15 protein-coding genes and 1 pseudogene are annotated in these 16,645 nt (G+C 72.7%); 5 read left to right on the forward strand and 11 right to left on the reverse strand.

The features are described from left to right. Positions 1-74: 74 nt before the first annotated feature. Entirely contained in the window at positions 75-1,106 is a 1,032-nt protein-coding gene (locus tag ACQYWQ_RS04470) for a phosphotransferase family protein (RefSeq protein WP_431032570.1), read from the forward strand. 3 nt (positions 1,107-1,109) lie between these two features. Further along, positions 1,110-2,324 carry an acyl-CoA dehydrogenase family protein gene (locus tag ACQYWQ_RS04475; RefSeq protein ID WP_431032571.1) on the forward strand — a complete coding sequence of 405 codons (1,215 nt, stop codon included), beginning with the start codon at positions 1,110-1,112 and terminating at the stop codon, positions 2,322-2,324. A gap of 113 nt (positions 2,325-2,437) precedes the next feature. Here ACQYWQ_RS04475 and ACQYWQ_RS04480 read toward each other — a convergent pair whose 3' ends face one another. From ACQYWQ_RS04480 to ACQYWQ_RS04490, 3 genes are read right to left on the reverse strand one after another with little or no spacing between them, the layout of a single operon-like run. Beyond that, positions 2,438-3,031: a TetR/AcrR family transcriptional regulator gene (locus ACQYWQ_RS04480; protein WP_431032572.1), complete on the reverse strand. Its 594-nt coding sequence runs from the start codon at positions 3,029-3,031 to the stop codon at positions 2,438-2,440. Positions 3,032-3,091: 60 nt separating this feature from the next. Next, positions 3,092-4,744: a class I adenylate-forming enzyme family protein gene (locus tag ACQYWQ_RS04485; protein WP_431032573.1), complete on the reverse strand. Its 1,653-nt coding sequence runs from the start codon at positions 4,742-4,744 to the stop codon at positions 3,092-3,094. Beyond that, complete coding sequence (locus ACQYWQ_RS04490) at positions 4,741-5,502, reverse strand: SDR family oxidoreductase (protein ID WP_431032574.1); 762 nt, start codon at positions 5,500-5,502, stop codon at positions 4,741-4,743. The genes ACQYWQ_RS04485 and ACQYWQ_RS04490 overlap by 4 nt, the downstream gene beginning before the upstream one ends. Positions 5,503-5,700: 198 nt before the next feature. Here ACQYWQ_RS04490 and ACQYWQ_RS04495 point away from each other — a divergent pair, with 198 nt between their 5' ends. Then, entirely contained in the window at positions 5,701-6,948 is a 1,248-nt protein-coding gene (locus ACQYWQ_RS04495) for an exo-beta-N-acetylmuramidase NamZ family protein (RefSeq protein WP_431032575.1), read from the forward strand. A 146-nt stretch (positions 6,949-7,094) separates the two neighbouring features. Here ACQYWQ_RS04495 and ACQYWQ_RS04500 read toward each other — a convergent pair whose 3' ends face one another. Beyond that, on the reverse strand, positions 7,095-10,070 hold the full coding sequence (locus ACQYWQ_RS04500) for a penicillin acylase family protein (RefSeq protein WP_431032576.1): 2,976 nt from the start codon (positions 10,068-10,070) through the stop codon (positions 7,095-7,097). 216 nt (positions 10,071-10,286) lie between these two features. Between ACQYWQ_RS04500 and ACQYWQ_RS04505 the strand changes: the two genes are divergently transcribed. Further along, positions 10,287-10,874: a hypothetical protein gene (locus tag ACQYWQ_RS04505; RefSeq protein WP_431032577.1), complete on the forward strand. Its 588-nt coding sequence runs from the start codon at positions 10,287-10,289 to the stop codon at positions 10,872-10,874. Here the strand turns inward: ACQYWQ_RS04505 and ACQYWQ_RS04510 are convergent. From ACQYWQ_RS04510 to soxR, 3 genes and pseudogenes are all read right to left on the reverse strand, one after another. Further along, a complete protein-coding gene (locus ACQYWQ_RS04510; protein WP_431032578.1) occupies positions 10,795-11,280 on the reverse strand; it encodes a VOC family protein in 486 nt (161 codons plus the stop codon). The two genes, ACQYWQ_RS04505 and ACQYWQ_RS04510, sit on opposite strands and share 80 nt — an antisense overlap. Positions 11,281-11,395: 115 nt before the next feature. Beyond that, positions 11,396-11,654: pseudogene (locus ACQYWQ_RS04515) on the reverse strand (VOC family protein); the annotation flags it as partial. Between the two features lie 165 nt (positions 11,655-11,819). Then, entirely contained in the window at positions 11,820-12,287 is a 468-nt protein-coding gene (gene soxR / locus ACQYWQ_RS04520) for a redox-sensitive transcriptional activator SoxR (protein WP_431039058.1), read from the reverse strand. 113 nt (positions 12,288-12,400) lie between these two features. On the opposite strand from soxR, the gene ACQYWQ_RS04525 reads away from it, so the two are divergent. Beyond that, on the forward strand, positions 12,401-12,865 hold the full coding sequence (locus tag ACQYWQ_RS04525) for a MaoC family dehydratase (RefSeq protein ID WP_431032579.1): 465 nt from the start codon (positions 12,401-12,403) through the stop codon (positions 12,863-12,865). On the opposite strand, the gene ACQYWQ_RS04530 is transcribed toward ACQYWQ_RS04525, so the two are convergent. From ACQYWQ_RS04530 to ACQYWQ_RS04545, 4 genes are all read right to left on the reverse strand, one after another. Further along, a complete protein-coding gene (locus ACQYWQ_RS04530) occupies positions 12,856-13,518 on the reverse strand; it encodes a TetR/AcrR family transcriptional regulator (RefSeq protein WP_431032580.1) in 663 nt (220 codons plus the stop codon). The genes ACQYWQ_RS04525 and ACQYWQ_RS04530 overlap by 10 nt on opposite strands. Positions 13,519-13,624: 106 nt before the next feature. Then, entirely contained in the window at positions 13,625-13,906 is a 282-nt protein-coding gene (locus ACQYWQ_RS04535; protein WP_431032581.1) for a YiaA/YiaB family inner membrane protein, read from the reverse strand. A 59-nt stretch (positions 13,907-13,965) separates the two neighbouring features. Then, complete coding sequence (locus ACQYWQ_RS04540) at positions 13,966-15,687, reverse strand: CocE/NonD family hydrolase (protein WP_431032582.1); 1,722 nt, start codon at positions 15,685-15,687, stop codon at positions 13,966-13,968. Further along, positions 15,684-16,640 carry an MBL fold metallo-hydrolase gene (locus tag ACQYWQ_RS04545; RefSeq protein WP_431032583.1) on the reverse strand — a complete coding sequence of 319 codons (957 nt, stop codon included), beginning with the start codon at positions 16,638-16,640 and terminating at the stop codon, positions 15,684-15,686. Before ACQYWQ_RS04545 ends, ACQYWQ_RS04540 begins: the two co-directional genes overlap by 4 nt. Positions 16,641-16,645: the final 5 nt, after the last annotated feature.

Consider the following 16,645-nt stretch of genomic DNA (forward strand, 5'->3'; position numbering starts at 1 on the left):
GACATACCGACTAGTCGGCATGATGATCGCAGGCAGTGACACGAGTGGCGGTGAAGCCAGTGAAGGAGTCGAGCATGAGTGAGGACCCCCCGCCGGGCCTGGACCCCGGGCAGCTGCGCGCGTACCTGGACAGGGAGCGGCCGGGACTCGTGGCGGGGCCGCTGCGGGCGCGGCTCATCGAGGGCGGCAGGTCCAACCTGACGTACGCGGTGACCGACGGGGCGCGGCGCTGGGTCGTGCGCCGCCCGCCGCTCGGTCACGTGCTCGCGACGGCGCACGACATGCGCCGCGAGTACCGCGTCATGACGGCGCTCGCCGGTACGCCCGTGCCCGTGCCCCCGACCGTGCTGCTGTGCGAGGGCGAGGCGGCGGACGCGGTGCTCGGGGCGCCGTTCTACGTCATGGACTTCGTCGATGGCACCCCGTACCGCACCGCCGGCCAGCTCGCCGGGCTCGGCCCCGAGCGCACCCGCGCCACCGTGCTCTCGCTCGTGGACACGCTCGTGGACCTGCACGCGGTGGAGCCGGAGGCGGCGGGGCTCGGGGACTTCGGGCACCCGGACGGTTTCCTGGAGCGGCAGCTGCGCCGCTGGGCCAAGCAGCTCGACGCCTCGCGCAGTCGCGAGCTGCCGGGCGTCGACCCCCTCAGGGAGGCCCTGGCGGCGCGCCTGCCCCGCTCCCCCGCGCCGACGGTCGTGCACGGCGACTACCGGCTCGACAACGTCCTCGTGGACGCGGACGACCGCATCACCGCCGTACTCGACTGGGAGATGTCCACACTCGGCGATCCGCTCACCGATCTCGGCCTCCTCGCGATGTACAGCACGCCCCTTGAGCTGCCGGGCTCGCCCGTCTCGACGAGCGCGTCCGCGCCCGGGCACCCGCTGCCGGGCGAGCTGATCGAGCGGTACGCGGCGCGCTCGGGCCGGGACGTCTCGGCGCTGTCCTGGTACACGGCCTTCGCGTGGTTCAAGCTCGCCGTGATCCTGGAGGGCATCCACTACCGCTACACGCGGGGGCAGACGGTCGGCGCGGGCTTCGACCGCATCGGCGCACTCGTCCCCGTGTTCCTGCACCACGGCCTCACGACCCTCAAGGAGGGCTGATCGATGGACTTCGCCTTCGACGCGCGTACCGAGGAACTGCGGGCGGACCTGCTCGCCTTCATGGACGCGCACGTCTATCCGGCCGAGAGGACCGACGCGGAGCAGCGCGCCGCGCTCGACTCGCCGTGGCACTCGACGGACGTCCTCAGGGAGCTGAAGGCCGAGGCGCGGCGCCGGGGGCTGTGGAACCTGTTCCTGCCCGACAGCACGTACGGGGCCGGGCTGACGAACCTCCAGTACGCCCCGCTCGCCGAGATCACCGGGCGCAGCCCGCACCTCGCGCCCCTCGCGACGAACTGTGCCGCGCCCGACACGGGGAACATGGAGGTGCTGCACCAGTTCGGCACGGAGGAGCAGAAGAAGCGGTGGCTGGAGCCGCTGCTCGCGGGCGAGATCCGCTCGGCCTTCGCGATGACCGAGCCGGACGTGGCCTCCTCGGACGCGACGAACATCGAGACGCGCATCGAGCGGGACGGCGACGCGTACGTCATCACCGGGCGCAAGTGGTACATCTCCGGGGCGATGAACCCCGATTGCGCGCTCTTCATCGTGATGGGCAAGACGGACCCGGACGGGCCGGACATCCGCCGTCAGCAGTCGATGATCCTCGTACCGCGTGACACGCCCGGGGTCGACGTGCGGCGCGCGATGCGGGTGTACGGCTTCGAGGACCACGCGCACGGCGGGCATGCCGAGGTCGTCTTCGACCACGTGCGGGTCCCGGCCGAGAACCTGGTGGGCGAGGAGGGCGGCGGCTTCGCGATCGCGCAGGCGCGGCTCGGGCCCGGGCGCATCCACCACTGCATGCGCCTCATCGGGATGGCCGAGCGGGCGATCGACCTCATGTGCGAGCGGGCGGTGGCACGGACGGCCTTCGGGAAGCCGCTCGCGGCGCAGGGCGTCGTGCGCGAGTGGATCGCGGACGCACGCGTCGCCGTGGAGCAGCTGCGGCTCCTGGTCCTGAAGACGGCGTGGCTCATGGACACGGTGGGCAACAAGGGGGCGCACACCGAGATCCAGGCCATCAAGATCGCGACACCGCGCACGGTGGTCGAGATCCTCGACAAGGCGGTGCAGTTGCACGGGGCGGGCGGGGTGAGCCAGGACTACCCGCTCGCGGAGCTGTGGGCCGCCGCGCGCACGCTGCGGCTCGCGGACGGGCCGGACGAGGTGCACCAGCGCTCGCTCGCGCGGCGGGAGCTGAAGAGGTTCGTGTGACAGGCCGAGGGGCCCGCCGGTGGTGGGCCCCTCGGCCCGCCCGGTGGTGGGCCCCTCGGCCCGCCCGGTGGTGGGCCCCTCGGCCCGCCCGGTGGTGGGCCCCTCGTTCCGTGTCAGGGCCGCAGCGCTCGCAGCAGCAGGTCCGCCAGGTGGTCGGCGACCTCCTGCGGGCCCATCGGGCCGCCCGGCTTGTACCACGTGGCGAGGTGGTGGACCGAGCCGAAGTGGTAGTCCACGACCAGGTCGGCGGGGGTCGCCGTGGAGAAGACGCCCTCCCGCTGGCCCGCCTCGATGAGGGCGCGGAAGCGCTCGTGGTAGCGGCGGCGCTCGGCGCGCACTTCCTTGTTCTTGCCGGGGCTCAGGTGGTGCATCGAGCGGAAGAAGATCGCGGCGTCGTCCAGGTTCTCGATCGTCGTCACCACGACGTCGGCCGCCGCCGCGCGCAGCCGCTCGGCGACAGGCCCCGGGCCGTTGACGTACGTGTCGAGGCGCTGCTGCTGGAGGCGCAGCACGCGCGCGTAGACCTCCTGGAGGAGGTCCTCCTTGGAGCCGAAGTAGTGGTAGAGCGCGCCCTTGGTGACCCCCGCGGCCTCCACGATCTCCTGCACCGAGGTGCGGTCGTACCCCTGCTCGGCGAAGAGCCGCGTCGCGGCGGCGAGCAGCCGCTGGGGCACGGGGGTGGTGTCCCCCTCCGTCGTCCTGGCCACTGCTGCCGCCGCCTCTCCCGGTTCGTGCGTACGTGTTCTCGCGGGAACGCAGCTCCCGTTCTAGCGGGAACGCAGCTCCCGCCGCAGAATCTTCCCACTCGTGGTCTTCGGCAGTTCCGGCAGGATCTCGACCTCGCGCGGGTACTTGTACGCGGCGAGGCGCTCGCGGCAGTACGCGATGAGCGTGCCGGGGTCGGCGGGGCTGTCGGGGCGCAGGCTCACGTACGCCTTGACGGACTCGCCCCGGTAGGAGTCGGGGACGCCGACGACGGCGGCCTCGCGCACGGCGGGGTGGCCGTAGAGGACGTCCTCGACCTCACGGGGCCAGACCTTGAAGCCCGAGGCGTTGATCATGTCCTTCTTGCGGTCGACGACGTAGAGCCAGCCGTCCGCGTCCATGATGCCGATGTCCCCGGTCCGCAGTTCGCCGCCGGGGAAGGTCTCGGCGGTGGCCTCGGGGCGCTGCCAGTAGCCGGGGACGACCTGCGGTCCGCTCACGACGATCTCACCGCTCTCGCCGAGCGGGACCTCACGGCCCTCGTCGTCGAGGACGCGCACGACGGTGTCGGGGCCCGGGACGCCGACCGCGAGCGTGCCGGACGCCTCGTCCACGGGCGCACGGCGGCCGGGGGGTACGGAGGCGCAGGGCGCGGTGCACTCGGTGAGCCCGTAGCCGTTGTGGATGTACGGGCCGAAGCGCTCCGCGAAGCCGTCGACGAGCGCGGGCGGGAGCGGCGCGCCGCCCGAGGCGATGTACGTGAAGGAGGAGAAGTGGTCGCGGCTCGCCTCGGGGCGGGCGGCGAGCGCCATGAAGGCGGTCGCGGGACCGACGGTGTAGGCGGGGCGGTGCTCGGCGAAGGCATCGAGCACGGTGCCGGGCTCGAAGCGGTAGGTGAGGATCAGCGTGCCCGCGTTGAAGAGGCACGCGGCGAGTTCGCAGACCATGCCCGTGATGTGGAAGAGCGGGGCGAGCGCGAAGTAGCCGGCACCTTCGGGAATGCCGGACCCCGTGCGCTGGCGCTCGGCGTTGTAGGCGATGTTCGCGTGGGTGTTGGTGGCGCCCTTGGGGGTGCCGCTCGTGCCGGAGGTGTAGCTGATGAGGGCGGTGTCGGAGCCGCCGGGGAGGTCGATGGCGGGGGCCGCGTGCCCGGCGCGGGCGACCGTCTCCAGGTCGTCGGTGTCCGCGGGGCGCGGCAGCGGCTCCCAGGTGAGGACGCGGGTGTCCTCGCGGGTCTGGAAGCCGTGCTCGTCGGCGGTGAGCGCGCAGCGCACGGAGGTGCCTTCGGCGGCTTCGCGCAGGTACTTCTCCCAGGCGCGGTCGGAGCAGACGAGAGCGCTCACGCCCGCGTCGCCGAAGACGTGCCGTACCTCGCCCGTCGTGTACATCGGGTTGACGGGCACGACGACGGCGCCCGCGCGCCAGGCGCCGAGGAGCGCGAGCACGAAGTGCGGGGTGTTCTGGAGCATGAGCGCGACGCGGTCGCCGGGGCGGATGCCGCGCGCGGCGAGGTGGCCGGCGACGGAGGCGGAGAGCGCTGCGGTCTCGGCGTAGCTCAGGCGCCCGTCGAAGTAGGCGAGCGCGGTGCGCTCCGGGTGCGCGGCGGCGACGGCGAGGAAGGCGTGGACGGCCGAGCGCGGCGGCGTGACGGGCTGCCGCTGGGCCTCGTCGAGGAGGCCCAGCCAGGGCTTGGCCGTGTAGGGGGATGCGGTCACTTCTGGGCCTCCCACTTCTGCTGGAGGTGGTTCATGGACGTCAGCCAGGCGTCGGGGTCCGTGGCGCGGGCGCGGGAGTAGGCGGCGGTGCCCGGGTGCGGGAGGACGAGGAAGCGGTCCTCGGCCATCGCGGCGAAGAGCGCGTCGGCGACGGCTGCGGGCTCGACCGCGGTGGGGCGCAGGACGAGGTCGCCGGCGCTGCCCGCCGCTTCGAGCATCTCCGTACGCACGCCTTCGGGGCACACGGCGTGCACGCGCAGGCCGCGGTGGCGGTACGTGACGGAGAGCCATTCGGCGAAGGCGAGCGCTCCGTGCTTCGTGACGCTGTAGGGGGCCGAGCCGATCATGGTGAGGAGGCCGGCGGCCGACACGGTCGAGACGAAGCGGCCGGTGCCGCGTGCCAGCCAGTCGGGGAGCAGCGTCTCCGCCGCGCGGACGTGGGCCATGACGTTGAGGTCCCAGGCGCGGGCCCACGCCTGTGCGGGGGCCGCCTCGGTGCCCGGGTCGCCGACGCCCGCGTTGGCGCAGTAGACGTCGACGCGCCCGCCGAGCGCTTCGCGGGCCTTCGCGGCGACGGTCCCGGCGTCACCGGGGACCGCGAGCCCGCCGATCTCCTCGGCGACGGCCGCCGCGCGCCCGGGGTCGCGGTCGTTGACGGCGACGCGCGCGCCCTCGGCGGCGAAGCGGCGGGCGAGCGCCGCGCCGATCCCGGCTCCCGCGCCGGTCACGACGACGGCGGCGTCCTTCAGGGATTCCACGAGGGGGGCTCCTTCGACTCGACGCTGAGACGCGGACCGGTGACGCGCGCTGCCCGTCGCGGCCCTCCCGGGCAGACTAACCAGTCGGTATGTCGTGGGGGAAGGGGTGTGGCAGGAGCGCGGGGAGCATGGTCATGCGGGGGCGCAGGGGTTAGCGTGCGCAGCACACGCGTACCCGGCGATCTTGGAAGGCATGGCATGAACCTGTCCAGAAGAGGGCTGTTGGCGGCGGGCGGGCTCGCGGGCGCGGGCGCGCTGGCCCCGGCGCTGGGCTCCCCCGCCGCCGCGGCGGCGCCGCGCGGCACCCGTACCGGTTTCGAGGTCCTGGCGGAGGACGGCTACCGGCTGCTCGCGGGCAGAACGGTCGGTCTCGTCACCAATCCGACGGGCGTGACGAGGGACCTGCGCCACCTCGTGGACGTCCTGCACGCCGAGCCGCGCGTCCGGCTGACGGCGGTCTTCGGGCCCGAGCACGGCTTCCGCGGTACGGCGCAGGCGGGCGGTTCGGAGGGGAAGAGCACCGACCCGGCGACGGGGCTGCCCGTCTATGACACGTACCTCAAGAGCGGGCAGGACCTCGCGGACGTGTTCACGGCCTCGGGTGTGGACACGGTGGTGTTCGACATCCAGGACGCGGGGGCGCGCTTCTACACGTACATCTGGACCTTGTACGACTGCATGGAGGCGGCGGCGCTCGCGGGGAAGCGGTTCGTCGTGCTCGACCGGCCGAATCCGCTGGGCGGCAGGGAGGCGTACGGGCCCGTGCTGCACAAGGAGTTCGCGAGCTTCGTGGGGCGCGAGCCGATCGCGCAGCAGCACGGGATGACGGTCGCGGAGCTGGCGGGGCTCTTCAACGGGGAGTTCCTCGCGAAGCCGGTCCGTCTGGAGACGGTGCGGATGCGGGGCTGGCGCCGTACGGACTTCTACGAGGCGAGCGGGCTCCCGTGGGTGCCGCCGAGCCCGAACATGCCGACGCCCGACACGGCGCTCGTCTACCCGGGCACGTGCCTCTTCGAGGGCACGACGCTCTCCGAGGGGCGTGGCACGACACGGCCCTTCGAACTCCTCGGCGCGAAGGGCATCGACGCGCGCTGGGCGGCGGAGGCGAACGCCCTGGGGCTGCCGGGGGTGCGCTTTCGCGAGGCGTACTTCGCGCCCTCGTTCTCGAAGTTCACGGGCGAGACGATCGGCGGGGTGCAGGCGCACGTCACGGACCGCGAGGTCTTCGACCCGGTACGGACGGGGATCGGGCTGCTCGTGACGGCGAAGAAGGTGTGGCCGGACTTCGCGTGGCGCGAGGACCTGGCGATCGACCGGCTGAGCGGTTCGGCGACGGTACGCGAGATGGTCGACGCGGGCGCCTCCACGGAGGCGATCACGGCGGCGTGGCAGACGGAACTCGAGCGCTTCCGGCGGACGCGGCGGAAGTACCTGCTGTACAGGTGAACACCCCTGTCCCGTCGGGCCCTTGGACGGGACACGGCCGGGGCTGAGTACGGGGCCGGGGCGGCGGTACGGGGTCGGGGCGGCGGTACGGGGCCGGGGCGGCGCCCGCGCGGGTCGTCGCCCCTTCCCCGTACCTCAGCCGTTCCTCAGCGGTGGCGCGGGAACTCCACGACCTGCTGGTAGGTGGGCCGGTTCTGCCACGGGAAGGGCTGGTGCGTGATGCCGCCGAGCGCGCGGTGGATGATCGCGTCGGAGCACCACTGGTCGCCCGCCGCGCAGGAGTCGTCCCCGGGGTAGACCTGGTCGGCCGGAACGGCCGCCGCCTGCGCGAGCGTCGTGAGGAGCGTCGTGCGGCAGGCGCTCAGGTCGCCCGCGCCGCAGTACTCCGCGCCGAGCGGGCCCTCGACCTCCTCGCCGAGCACGGCGCGCAGGTCCTTGGAGACGTAGCCCCACCAGCCGTACTGGAAGGACGAGCCCGCGTGCGCCCCGGTCGGGCCGTGTGCGGCCGAGGGGGACTCGTCGACGGTGAGGAGCGAGGTGAGCGAGGCGTAGAGCCCGTCACCGAGCCCCGGCGCGAACTCGGCCTCGACGAGGCGCGGCCACCACGCGTCCATGATCCGCACCGCCTCGCCGTGCCCGTACGCCTTCGACCCCTTCGACGTCTCCTTGCGCTGTGCCCCGTCGTCGAGCCAGGACTCCAGCTGCTGGACGGCGGCCGCCTGTTCCGGGTCGGTGACCGGCCGGCTGCGGATCACCTTGAGGAGGGTCGGCAGGACGTCCTCGCCGCGCAGGTCGGTGACGGCCGCCTCGGCCATCGCACGGGTGAGCGAGGCGCGCGTGACGCCGCCCGCGACGGTGAGGGCCTTGACGCGGTCGTCGAGCAGGTCGGCGCGGTGCACGGAGCCGAGGCTCGGGTTGGCCGCCGTGTAGCCCTTGGCCTGCTTGTTGTTCCAGGAGACGTAGTAGTCCTGGTTGACCGACTGCGGGTGCTGGTCCGGCGGGGTGAGCGCCGAGGTGTTGTCGGTGGGGTCGAAGTCCTTCCACTCGTAAGCCGGTTCGGCCTTCACGGGGAAGGTGCCGTCGACGTCCGCGGCGCGCACGGGGTTGGAGCCGGAGTTGTAGTACGCGATGTCCCGCGAGTCGGCGTAGAACCAGTTGAAGGCGTAGGCGATGTGGCTCGCCGCGTCCTGGAAGCTCTTGGCGTCCTTGACGTAGCCGGGGTCGTTGAGCATCTGGAAGCCGACGATGGAATCGGCCTCGTGACGGTACGTGGAGCGCAGCGAGGTGTACGCGACGGGCTTGCCGCCGACCGTGGCGCGGTGGGTCACGATGCCGTACTTGGTGCGGAAGACCTGCATCCGGTAGGAGCCCTTGGCCGTGGAATCCGCGAGGGTCGGGTTCCAGGAGTTGACGCGCTCCAGCTTCTCCATCGGCGTGCAGGTGCCGTGGTAGCGGTAGCCGGTGGAGTCCTTGGTGGCCGCCGAGCCGTCCGTGTCGCACAGCTCGACCGCGTACGTATCGGTGATGTCCTGCCCGGCGCTCGTCGCCGACCACGAGTAGTCCTGGCCGCGCCCGAGCTGGACGTACATGCCGACACCCGCGAAGGAGACGCCGCGCGCGCTGATCCCGGGGCCCTGGAGTTCCTGCTGCATGAGCAGCTGCGGGGCGAAGTAGCCGGTCTGCGGCCCGAAGACGGCGACCGGGTGGCCGCTCGCCGTGTGCTCGCCGGAGACGAGGAGGGCGTTGGACATGCCCTTCTTGCTCGCGTCCCCGGAGAAGAGGTCGCCCGGCAGGACGCCGTCGTCGAAGACGCCCTGCAAGGGCTTGAGGCTCTTGGGCGCCTTCACCGGGTCCTTCGCCGGTTTCGCCTGCGCCGCGCTGCCCGTGCGGTCGAAGAGGAGGGGTTCCTTCGTGACGGAGCCCGCGTCCGGCAGCGCGAGCCCGGCCGCGTGCGCGGGCTTCTCGGCGTACGGGAAGGCGGTGCCGTCGTGGATCGTGGAGACGGTCTCGGGGTCGTCGCGCTGGCGGAAGGACTCCCAGACCTCGGTGCCCTTCTCGACCCCGTACTTCTGCTGCGCCGCGAGCAGCGAGAGCGCCTGGTCGACCTCGCCGCCGCCGCCGTTGCCGAAGAGGCCGCCGACGACGGAGGCGAGCGCGATCATGTCGGTGACCTTGAACGGCTCGATGTCTCCGGCGTTCGTGATCGGGTCGATCTTGCCCGTGAGGTCGTACTCGCCGGGGAAGTAGCGGCCCTTCTTGGACTTCTCGCGGTAGGCGTTGAGGCCGTCGATGTACGCCTGCGCGTCGTTCATGGCCTGCTCGCCGCGCGCGCCGTTGTGCGCGCGGATGTAGTCGACCTGCCGCTGGAGGTCCTCCTCGGTGTACGGGGCCTGCGGCCAGAACTCCTGCTCCAGGCCCTGGTTGGCGAGCGCGCCGCCCGCGAAGGAGGTCAGCTCGCCGCGGCCTATGTGGCGGAAGAGGTCGATGAGCCACATGCGGTCCTGGCCGGCCGCGTACCCGGCGCCGAACTCGGTTCCGTAGCGCGTCGTGCCCTTGATGTGCGGGATGCCGTACTTCTTGTCACGCGTGATCGTGACGTCCTCGCGCGGTGAGGTCACGGACTCGGTGTCCGCCGCGCTCACCCCGAAGGAGGAGTCGTCGAAGAAACTTCCGAGCTGTGCGTCCGTGAGGGAGGGGTACCCGGACGAGAGGGAGTCATAGGCGGCGAGCTGATCCTCCGCGTGCTTCGGCTGGGTGCCGAAGACCTTGTGGGCGAGGATCTCGGCGAGTGTCGCGTTGCCGTTGGCTCCCGGCGGCAGGATGTCCGCGCACTGCTGGTCGCAGTAGTCGTCCGGGTCACCGGCGGCGACGGCGGTCCCGGCCGCGAGCGGGCTCAGCAGGCCCGCGGTGAGGACGAGCACGGCGGCGGCGACGAAGGTGGTGGTTCTTCGCGTGGTACGGGTGACGCGTGACGAGGCGGCGGCACGGACCGAGGTGGTACGGGCTGAGGCGGTACGGACCGAGGCGGCACGGACCGAGATGGTACGGGCTGAGGCGGTACGGGCGTTGTGCGCTGGACCGCGGCCGACGAGACGGCCGTGGTGGGGGGTGCGGCTCCGCATCCTGGCTCCAATCGCTCCCGACGAGGGTGAAGCTCCCGATAAGGGTGAGCGGGAGGTTACCGCCGGTACGGACCGTGGGGGGATGGGTCGGTGGGCCTGTTCGCACGATCGTCGCAAAGCCGCCGCTTCTTCGAGGGAGCCGATCGGGGGGCTGCCTCGTCGGAACGACGGCACCCCGAGAGCGGTGCCGGTACGGATGACGGAGGTGCAGGGCTGATGGCCGGATTCCGGAGTCTCGCGAGACAGGCCCGCGATCCGCGGGCGGATTTGGCGCTGCGGCGCTGGAGTCTGCGCAAGTGCCTGGAGATCTTCGCCCCTTACGGGCACCGGGCCACGTGGGACCACTTGTGCGCGCACTGGGGCTTCGGCCCCGAGGACCGCTCCCCCGACCCCGCGAGGCTGCGCGGCGCGGTGGACGAGCTGGAGCGGGCGCGTGAGGTGTGGCTCGCCCACGAGCGGGCCTTCGCCACCCGGCGGCGGGCCGAGAAGCGGGCGGGGCTTCGCCGCCCCGGCGCTGTGGACGACTGGCACCGGCGCACCTGGGGCGGCTTCGGTATCGCCTGGTGCGCCGACCCGGGGACGCACCCGGACGCGCCGCTGCCCGAGGTGCTCGGACGGCTCATCGCGGCCCTGGAGCGGGAGCCGGGCGAGCACTGCCCGGTGTGCGGGAGCGGGGCGCTGGTGTGGCGCGAGGATCTCGGGCCGCTCTGCACGGGCTGCGGCATCACGGTCCCGCTCCCGGCGCTGAGCGCGGCGGCGGTGCGGCGGGCGCGGGGGGAAGGGCGGACGCTGGTGGGGGTGTGAGGTACGGCTGGAGGAACACGCAGAACGGGTGGCCGACCGGATCGATGAGCACGCGTACGTCGTCCTCCGGCTGATACGCGGCGAGGCGGGCGCCGCAGGAGAGCGCGTGGGCCTCGGCGGCCGCCAAGTCCTCGACCTGGAAGTCGAGATGGAGCTGCATCTGCTGAGCACCCGGCTCGGCGGGCCACACCGGCGCGGTGTACGAGGGCTCGGCCTGGAAGGAGATGCCCGTACCGCCGCCGTCCGGCACGATTTTCGCCCATCCCTCCTCCTGCTGCGCGAGCGGCCACCCGAGCAGCCGCTGGTAGAACCCGGCGAGCGCCTGCGGGTCGGGCGCGTCCAGCACGACGCCGCTGAGGGACAGCGCGGGGCGCGGGGGCCGGGCGGGCGGGGTGCCTGGGGTCATGGGGGCTCCTGGGGCGGGAGGGCGGAGGCGCGGGGAGGCCCGCGGGGGGCTTCGCCGAGGCGCCCCACTCTGCCCCCGCCGCCCTGCCGCCGCCAGGGCACACGCCGGAGGCCGCTCAGGCGCGGTCGTGGAGCGTGACGCGGTAGCCGTCGGGGGCGGCGCGGGTGAAGGTGCGGCCGCAGGGGCCATCGACCGGCGCCGGGATCGGTGCCGGGGACGAGGTCGCGGAGCGCGAAGACGCTCGGCTTCGTCGCGAAGACGACGGCGTGCGGGGGTCCTGAGGGCGCGCGGACGAGGCCGAGGTAGCGCTCGTGGAACGCCTGCGACGCGGCGAGGTCACCGACCTGGAGGGAGGCGGGTGGCGGGGCGGCGGGGGCGAGGCGGGCGACGAGGGGAGCCCGGCGCGCGGCGTGGACGCCTTAGACCGCACACCCCGCACACCCCGCACACCCCGCACACCCCGCACGCCCCGCCCGCGCCCCGCACGCCCCGCCCGCGCCCCGTGTGCGTCGCGCCGTCTCACGCGCGCCGCCGCCGGATCACTCCTTGCCCCGCCGCCCCGGAAGCAGCTGGGAGCCCGTGATGCGCTCGCCGTAGACGTCGTCCGGGTTGGAGAGGACGCAGGTCTCCAGGGACAGGCAGCCGCAACCGATGCAGCCGCTGAGGTGATCGCGCAGGAGCTGGAGGCGGCGGATGCGGTCGTCGAGTTCGGTGCGCCAGTGCTCCGAGAGGCGGGCCCAGTCCTCCGCGGTGGGGGTGCGCTCCTCGGGGAGGTCGGCAAGGGCCTCGCGGATCGTGGCGAGCGGGATGCCGACACGCTGCGCGGCGCGGACGAAGGCGACCCGGCGGAGGATGTCGCGCGCGTAGCGGCGCTGGTTCCCCGAGGTACGACGGCTCGTGATGAGCCCCTTGGCCTCGTAGAAGTGGAGCGCCGACACGGCGGCCCCGCTGCGCGCGGAGAGCTGTCCGACGGTGAGTTCCTGCACGGTTTCCGGGATCTGCGGCACCCGGGCAAGGGTACGGGAGGCCGCGCGGCCACCGCCGTTGACAGCGAAGCCCGTACGCATAATGCTGAGCAAGCGCTTAGACATATTTCCTGGAAGGCCGGAAGGTGGCAGTCATGGCGGAGCCGAGGGTTTTCTCCTCGCTTGAGGAGCTGAAGGGCGCGGTCGGGGAGCAGCTCGGGTACACCGACTGGGTCGAGATCGACCAGCGGCGCATCGACCTGTTCGCCGAGGCGACCGGGGACCACCAGTGGATTCACGTGGACCCGGAGCGCGCGGCGAAGGACTCGCCCTTCGGCACGACGATCGCGCACGGGTACCTGACGCTCTCGCTGCTCCCGCTCTTCGCGCCCCAGCTCATGGACCTCGCGGGAGTCAGGATGGGCGTGAACTACGGCACCAACAAGGTCCGCTTCCCCTCCCCCGTCCCCGTCGGCTCGCGGCTGCGGGCGACCGGCACGGTGACGGACGTGCGCGAGGTGACGGGCGGCGCCCAGGTGACCGTCGCCTTCACCGTGGAGCGCGAGGGCGGCGAGAAGCCGGTGTGCGTCGCCGAGTCGGTGAGCCGCTTCTACCTCTGAGCGGACCCCGAGGGCGCCGCCCCGACCATCCGCAGCACGAGGTCCGCGTACAGGTCCCCGATCTGCTCCGGGGTGCGGCGCCCCGCCGCGTTGAACCAGCGGGCCACGTCGATGCAGAGCGAGAGCACGGCGAGCGTGGTGCCGGGGACGTCGGGCACGTCGAAGGAGCCGCTGCGCACGCCGTCCTCGATGATGCCGCGTACGACCGCCTCGGTGCGGCGGCGCAGCGCGACGATCTCGGTGCGGTGCGCGGGGTCGAGCGCGTCGAGTTCGTACTGGACGATGCGGGCCGTCGTGTGGTGCGCCGCGTGCCAGCGCACGAAGGCGCGGACGGCCTCGGCGAGGCGCGAGTCCGCGCCGCCCGGCGCGTCGGCCGCCTCGCTGAGGACGGCGAGCGACTTGTCGTGCCCCACCCGGCTGATGCGATGGAGCAGCTCCTCCTTGGTGCGGTAGTGGATGTAGAGCGCCGCGGGGCTCATGCCCGCGCGCCCGGCGATGTCGCGGGTCGTGGTCGCGTGGAAGCCGCGCTCGGCGAACGCCTCGACGGCGGCGACGAGCAGCCGCCGGGCCGCGTCGGGCGTCACGTCGGACCAGGGCGCGTCCTCCGCCTCGTCGACCGCGGACTCGTCCTCGGGCCGCCGCGCCGCGCTCATCGCCCACCTCTTCCCGTACGGAACCGCTTCACGGAGACACACCCTAACCCCAAAACTGAGCGGGCGCTTAGGGAGCGCCTTCCGTGCGGGCTCCGGTGCGGGCTCCTCAGTTGAAGGGGTCGTTGGCCGCGAGGAGCTTGTCGACGCGGGCCTGGTCGACGCGGTTGATGAGCTGGCCCGCCTCCTGCCGGTCGCGGATGACCTTGGCGAGGGTGAAGGCGGAGGTGACGAGGAAGAGGACGGCGACGGCGAGGAAACCCCGTACCCACGCGTCCGCTTCGAGCCGGAGGATACCGAGCGCCGTGGCGACGAGCGCGACGGCGAAGGAGGCGATGGCCTGGCCGAAATAGGCCCCGGTGGGCCCGGCCTTGGCAGGTGTGTCGGTCATGGCACGAGCGTGCCGCGCGGATGTCCGGCCGGGCATCCGCGCGGCTACTCAGCGGCTACTCATTCGGGGCGCGTGAACGGCAGCAGGAGCCGGGAGGGGTGTGCCGCGTCGCGGTAGACCTTGTGGGTGACCGCGCGGCCCACCGGGAGGTGGAAGGCGTCGGGCGGGAGCAGCGCGTTGTGCGCGTCGGCGAGCGGTTCGTCGTTCGACAGCTCGGCGACCAGGCGGTGCCCCTGCCGCAGCACGGCGGCGAAGGGGTAGAGCCGCAGGACGTACTCCTCGATGACGCCCGGCTCGACAGGCACCGCGCGCGTGTGCGGGTGGTAGGGGTCGCCCTCGCTGCTGCGCTCCTCGTCCAGCTCTCTGTGGGACGCCTTGAGGTAGCCGGTCGTGAGCAACTGCCGTGCGCCGCCCGGGGCTTCGTCCCACAGCCGGAGGATGAAGTTGGTGTCGGGCTGGTCGATCTCGACGAAGAGGTGCGCGGCGCCCGTGCCGATCAGCTCGGCGGGCTCCTCGAAGGGCTCGGTGCGCCAGCTCAGCACCTCGACCTTGTCGGTGACGGTCAGCGGCGCCTGGTAGAAGCCGTCGGGCGCGGCGTGCTCGGCGCCCATGTACTCGGGCTCGGCGGAGAGCTTGTGGCGCGGGCGCAGGTAGAGCGGCTTGTGCGCGACCTGCTTCGGCGGCCACTGCTCCGCGGTGACGACCTCGCGAGAGCCCTCGACGAAGACGCTCACGGCGGGCTCGTCCATGACGCCGTTGTCGATGCCCTTGAGCCAGTACTCGTACCAGCGGAACATCTTGTCGTGCTCCTCGATCCAGGGGCGCGACTGCATGGGCGGGTACGCGCCGATGTCGAGCTTCTTCGGTCCCTTGAGGGTGTTGAACAGCTCGATGTGGCCGTCCACGGTCCAGCCGCGACCCTGGTCGATCTGGAGATGGACGGGGATGTCGATGTGCGCGGCGAGCGTGATCGGGTTGCGGTCCTCGTACCAGGGGCCGTCGAGCGGGTTCATGACGATGTCGAACCAGAACTCGCGGTTCTTCGGGTACGTGAGGACGTGGACGAGGTTCGGCCAGGCCGCCACGTCCGGGTCGTCGAGCCGCTCGTCGACGAGCTTCCTCAGCTCCTCGGGCCCGTACAGCTCCGCCATGCGGGACGTGACGTTCGTGTGCGCGATGCCGGAGTCGCCCCCGCGTCCCTCGCGCGCGGCGCGCGGCATGAACCACATGACGCCGCCGTGGTACGTCGTCTCGTAGAAGTCGAAGTGGCCGCCGCTGACGAAGATCGCCTTGAGGTGCGGAGGGCGCTCGGCGGCCGCGAGGACCTGCATCGAGCCGAAGTACGAGATGCCGATCATGCCGACGTTGCCGTCGCACCACGGCTGCGCCGCGACCCATTCGACGAGGTCGTACAGGTCCTGGCCCTGCGGGACGCCGCCGAAGTTGTAGTTGCCGATCATCTCGCCGCCGGAGTCCCCGGTGCCGCGCACGTCGCCGATGACGTGCACGTACCCCTCGCGGACGACGCGCGCGATGTCGCCGGCCTCGATGCAGCCGTCCCACATGGGGCTCGGGCGGCGCTGGGGCGGCGTGGTGAGGGCGAGGGCCTGGAGTTCCTTGCCGTAGGCGCTCATCGCGATGAGGGCGGGGCGCGGCGTGTCGGCCACGTCGCTGTAGGCGTCGACGGCGAGTTCGACACCGTCGCGCATCGGGACGCGGAGGTCCTTGCGGACGGCGACGGTCTGCTCCCCCGCCCGGATGGTGTGCTGCTGGTCGCTCATGCGTGCGTGCTTTCTGACTCGGGGGCTGCGGTGCGGTAGCCGTGCAGCGAGGTGAAGAACGGGGAGGGTTCGCGCGTCGGGTCGCCGGTGTAGCCGAGGCGCGCGGCGACGGAAGCGAAGGGCGAGTACGGGGACGGGGTCCGCGCGAGCCCTTCGGCGAGGCAGTCGTGGGCGGCGGCGCCGACCCGCCGCTCCGCCTCGATGCTCTGGCTCAGCGCCTCGCGCGCCTCATCGGCGTCGAGCGCGACGCCGTAGGGAGTGCCGTCGGCGCGGCGGTAGGGGTGCCCGAGGTAGAGGTGCCGGGGTCCTACCTCGTCGCGCAGGTACGTGAGACTGCGGCGGTACGCGACCGGGTCCGCGTACCCGGGGAAGCCGTTCGCCGCGCCGTGGACCTGGACCGCGTCCCCCGTGAAGACGTGGCCGCCTTCGAGCGCGTAGGCGACCGAACCGGGGGTGTGCCCGGGGATCGCGTGCACGGAGACGGTGACGTCGCCGCCGAGCGAGAGGGTCTCGCCGCCGCGTACGAGGACGTGCGGTTCCATCTCGCCGGAGATGACGGCCTCGGCCGCGGCGGCCACCTTGGCCTCGCCCTCGGGGTCGCCCAGGTAGCGGCCGCGCCCCGCGGCGTACTCCTGGACGTGGGCGCGCCGGGAGCGGAGCATCGGCGCGTCGGCCTCGTGGAGGACGACACGGGCCTTGCGTCCGGTCAGCTCCCACAGGGCGTGGGCGCCGCCGACGTGGTCGATGTGGCCGTGCGTCAGGAGAATCCAGCGCACGTCCTCGATACGCCGCCCGAGCTTCGCGAGCGCGGGCGCCATGCCCTCGGCGGGCGAGCCGGCGATCCCGGTGTCGACGACGGCGGGTTCGGGCGCGTCGATGAAGAAGCTGTAGAGGCCGAAGCGGCCCCAGGGGGAGACGAGGGGGTGGATCGGGACGGGGTGCGGGTGCGGCATGAGGG

This window comes from Streptomyces sp. P6-2-1, assembly GCF_050613165.1.
GTDB lineage: Bacteria > Actinomycetota > Actinomycetes > Streptomycetales > Streptomycetaceae > Streptomyces.

What these genes read in the sequence shown, in the direction of transcription:
- ACQYWQ_RS04470 (WP_431032570.1), top strand. Translation starts at nt 75, where the DNA reads ATGAGTGAGGACCCCCCGCCGGGCCTGGACCCCGGGCAGCTGCGCGCG.
- ACQYWQ_RS04545 (WP_431032583.1), bottom strand. Translation starts at nt 16,640, where the DNA reads ATGCCGCACCCGCACCCCGTCCCGATCCACCCCCTCGTCTCCCCCTGG.
- ACQYWQ_RS04495 (WP_431032575.1), top strand. Translation starts at nt 5,701, where the DNA reads ATGAACCTGTCCAGAAGAGGGCTGTTGGCGGCGGGCGGGCTCGCGGGC.
- ACQYWQ_RS04475 (WP_431032571.1), top strand. Translation starts at nt 1,110, where the DNA reads ATGGACTTCGCCTTCGACGCGCGTACCGAGGAACTGCGGGCGGACCTG.
- ACQYWQ_RS04525 (WP_431032579.1), top strand. Translation starts at nt 12,401, where the DNA reads ATGGCGGAGCCGAGGGTTTTCTCCTCGCTTGAGGAGCTGAAGGGCGCG.
- ACQYWQ_RS04540 (WP_431032582.1), bottom strand. Translation starts at nt 15,687, where the DNA reads ATGAGCGACCAGCAGCACACCATCCGGGCGGGGGAGCAGACCGTCGCC.
- ACQYWQ_RS04500 (WP_431032576.1), bottom strand. Translation starts at nt 10,070, where the DNA reads ATGCGGAGCCGCACCCCCCACCACGGCCGTCTCGTCGGCCGCGGTCCA.
- ACQYWQ_RS04530 (WP_431032580.1), bottom strand. Translation starts at nt 13,518, where the DNA reads ATGAGCGCGGCGCGGCGGCCCGAGGACGAGTCCGCGGTCGACGAGGCG.
- ACQYWQ_RS04505 (WP_431032577.1), top strand. Translation starts at nt 10,287, where the DNA reads ATGGCCGGATTCCGGAGTCTCGCGAGACAGGCCCGCGATCCGCGGGCG.
- ACQYWQ_RS04535 (WP_431032581.1), bottom strand. Translation starts at nt 13,906, where the DNA reads ATGACCGACACACCTGCCAAGGCCGGGCCCACCGGGGCCTATTTCGGC.
- ACQYWQ_RS04510 (WP_431032578.1), bottom strand. Translation starts at nt 11,280, where the DNA reads ATGACCCCAGGCACCCCGCCCGCCCGGCCCCCGCGCCCCGCGCTGTCC.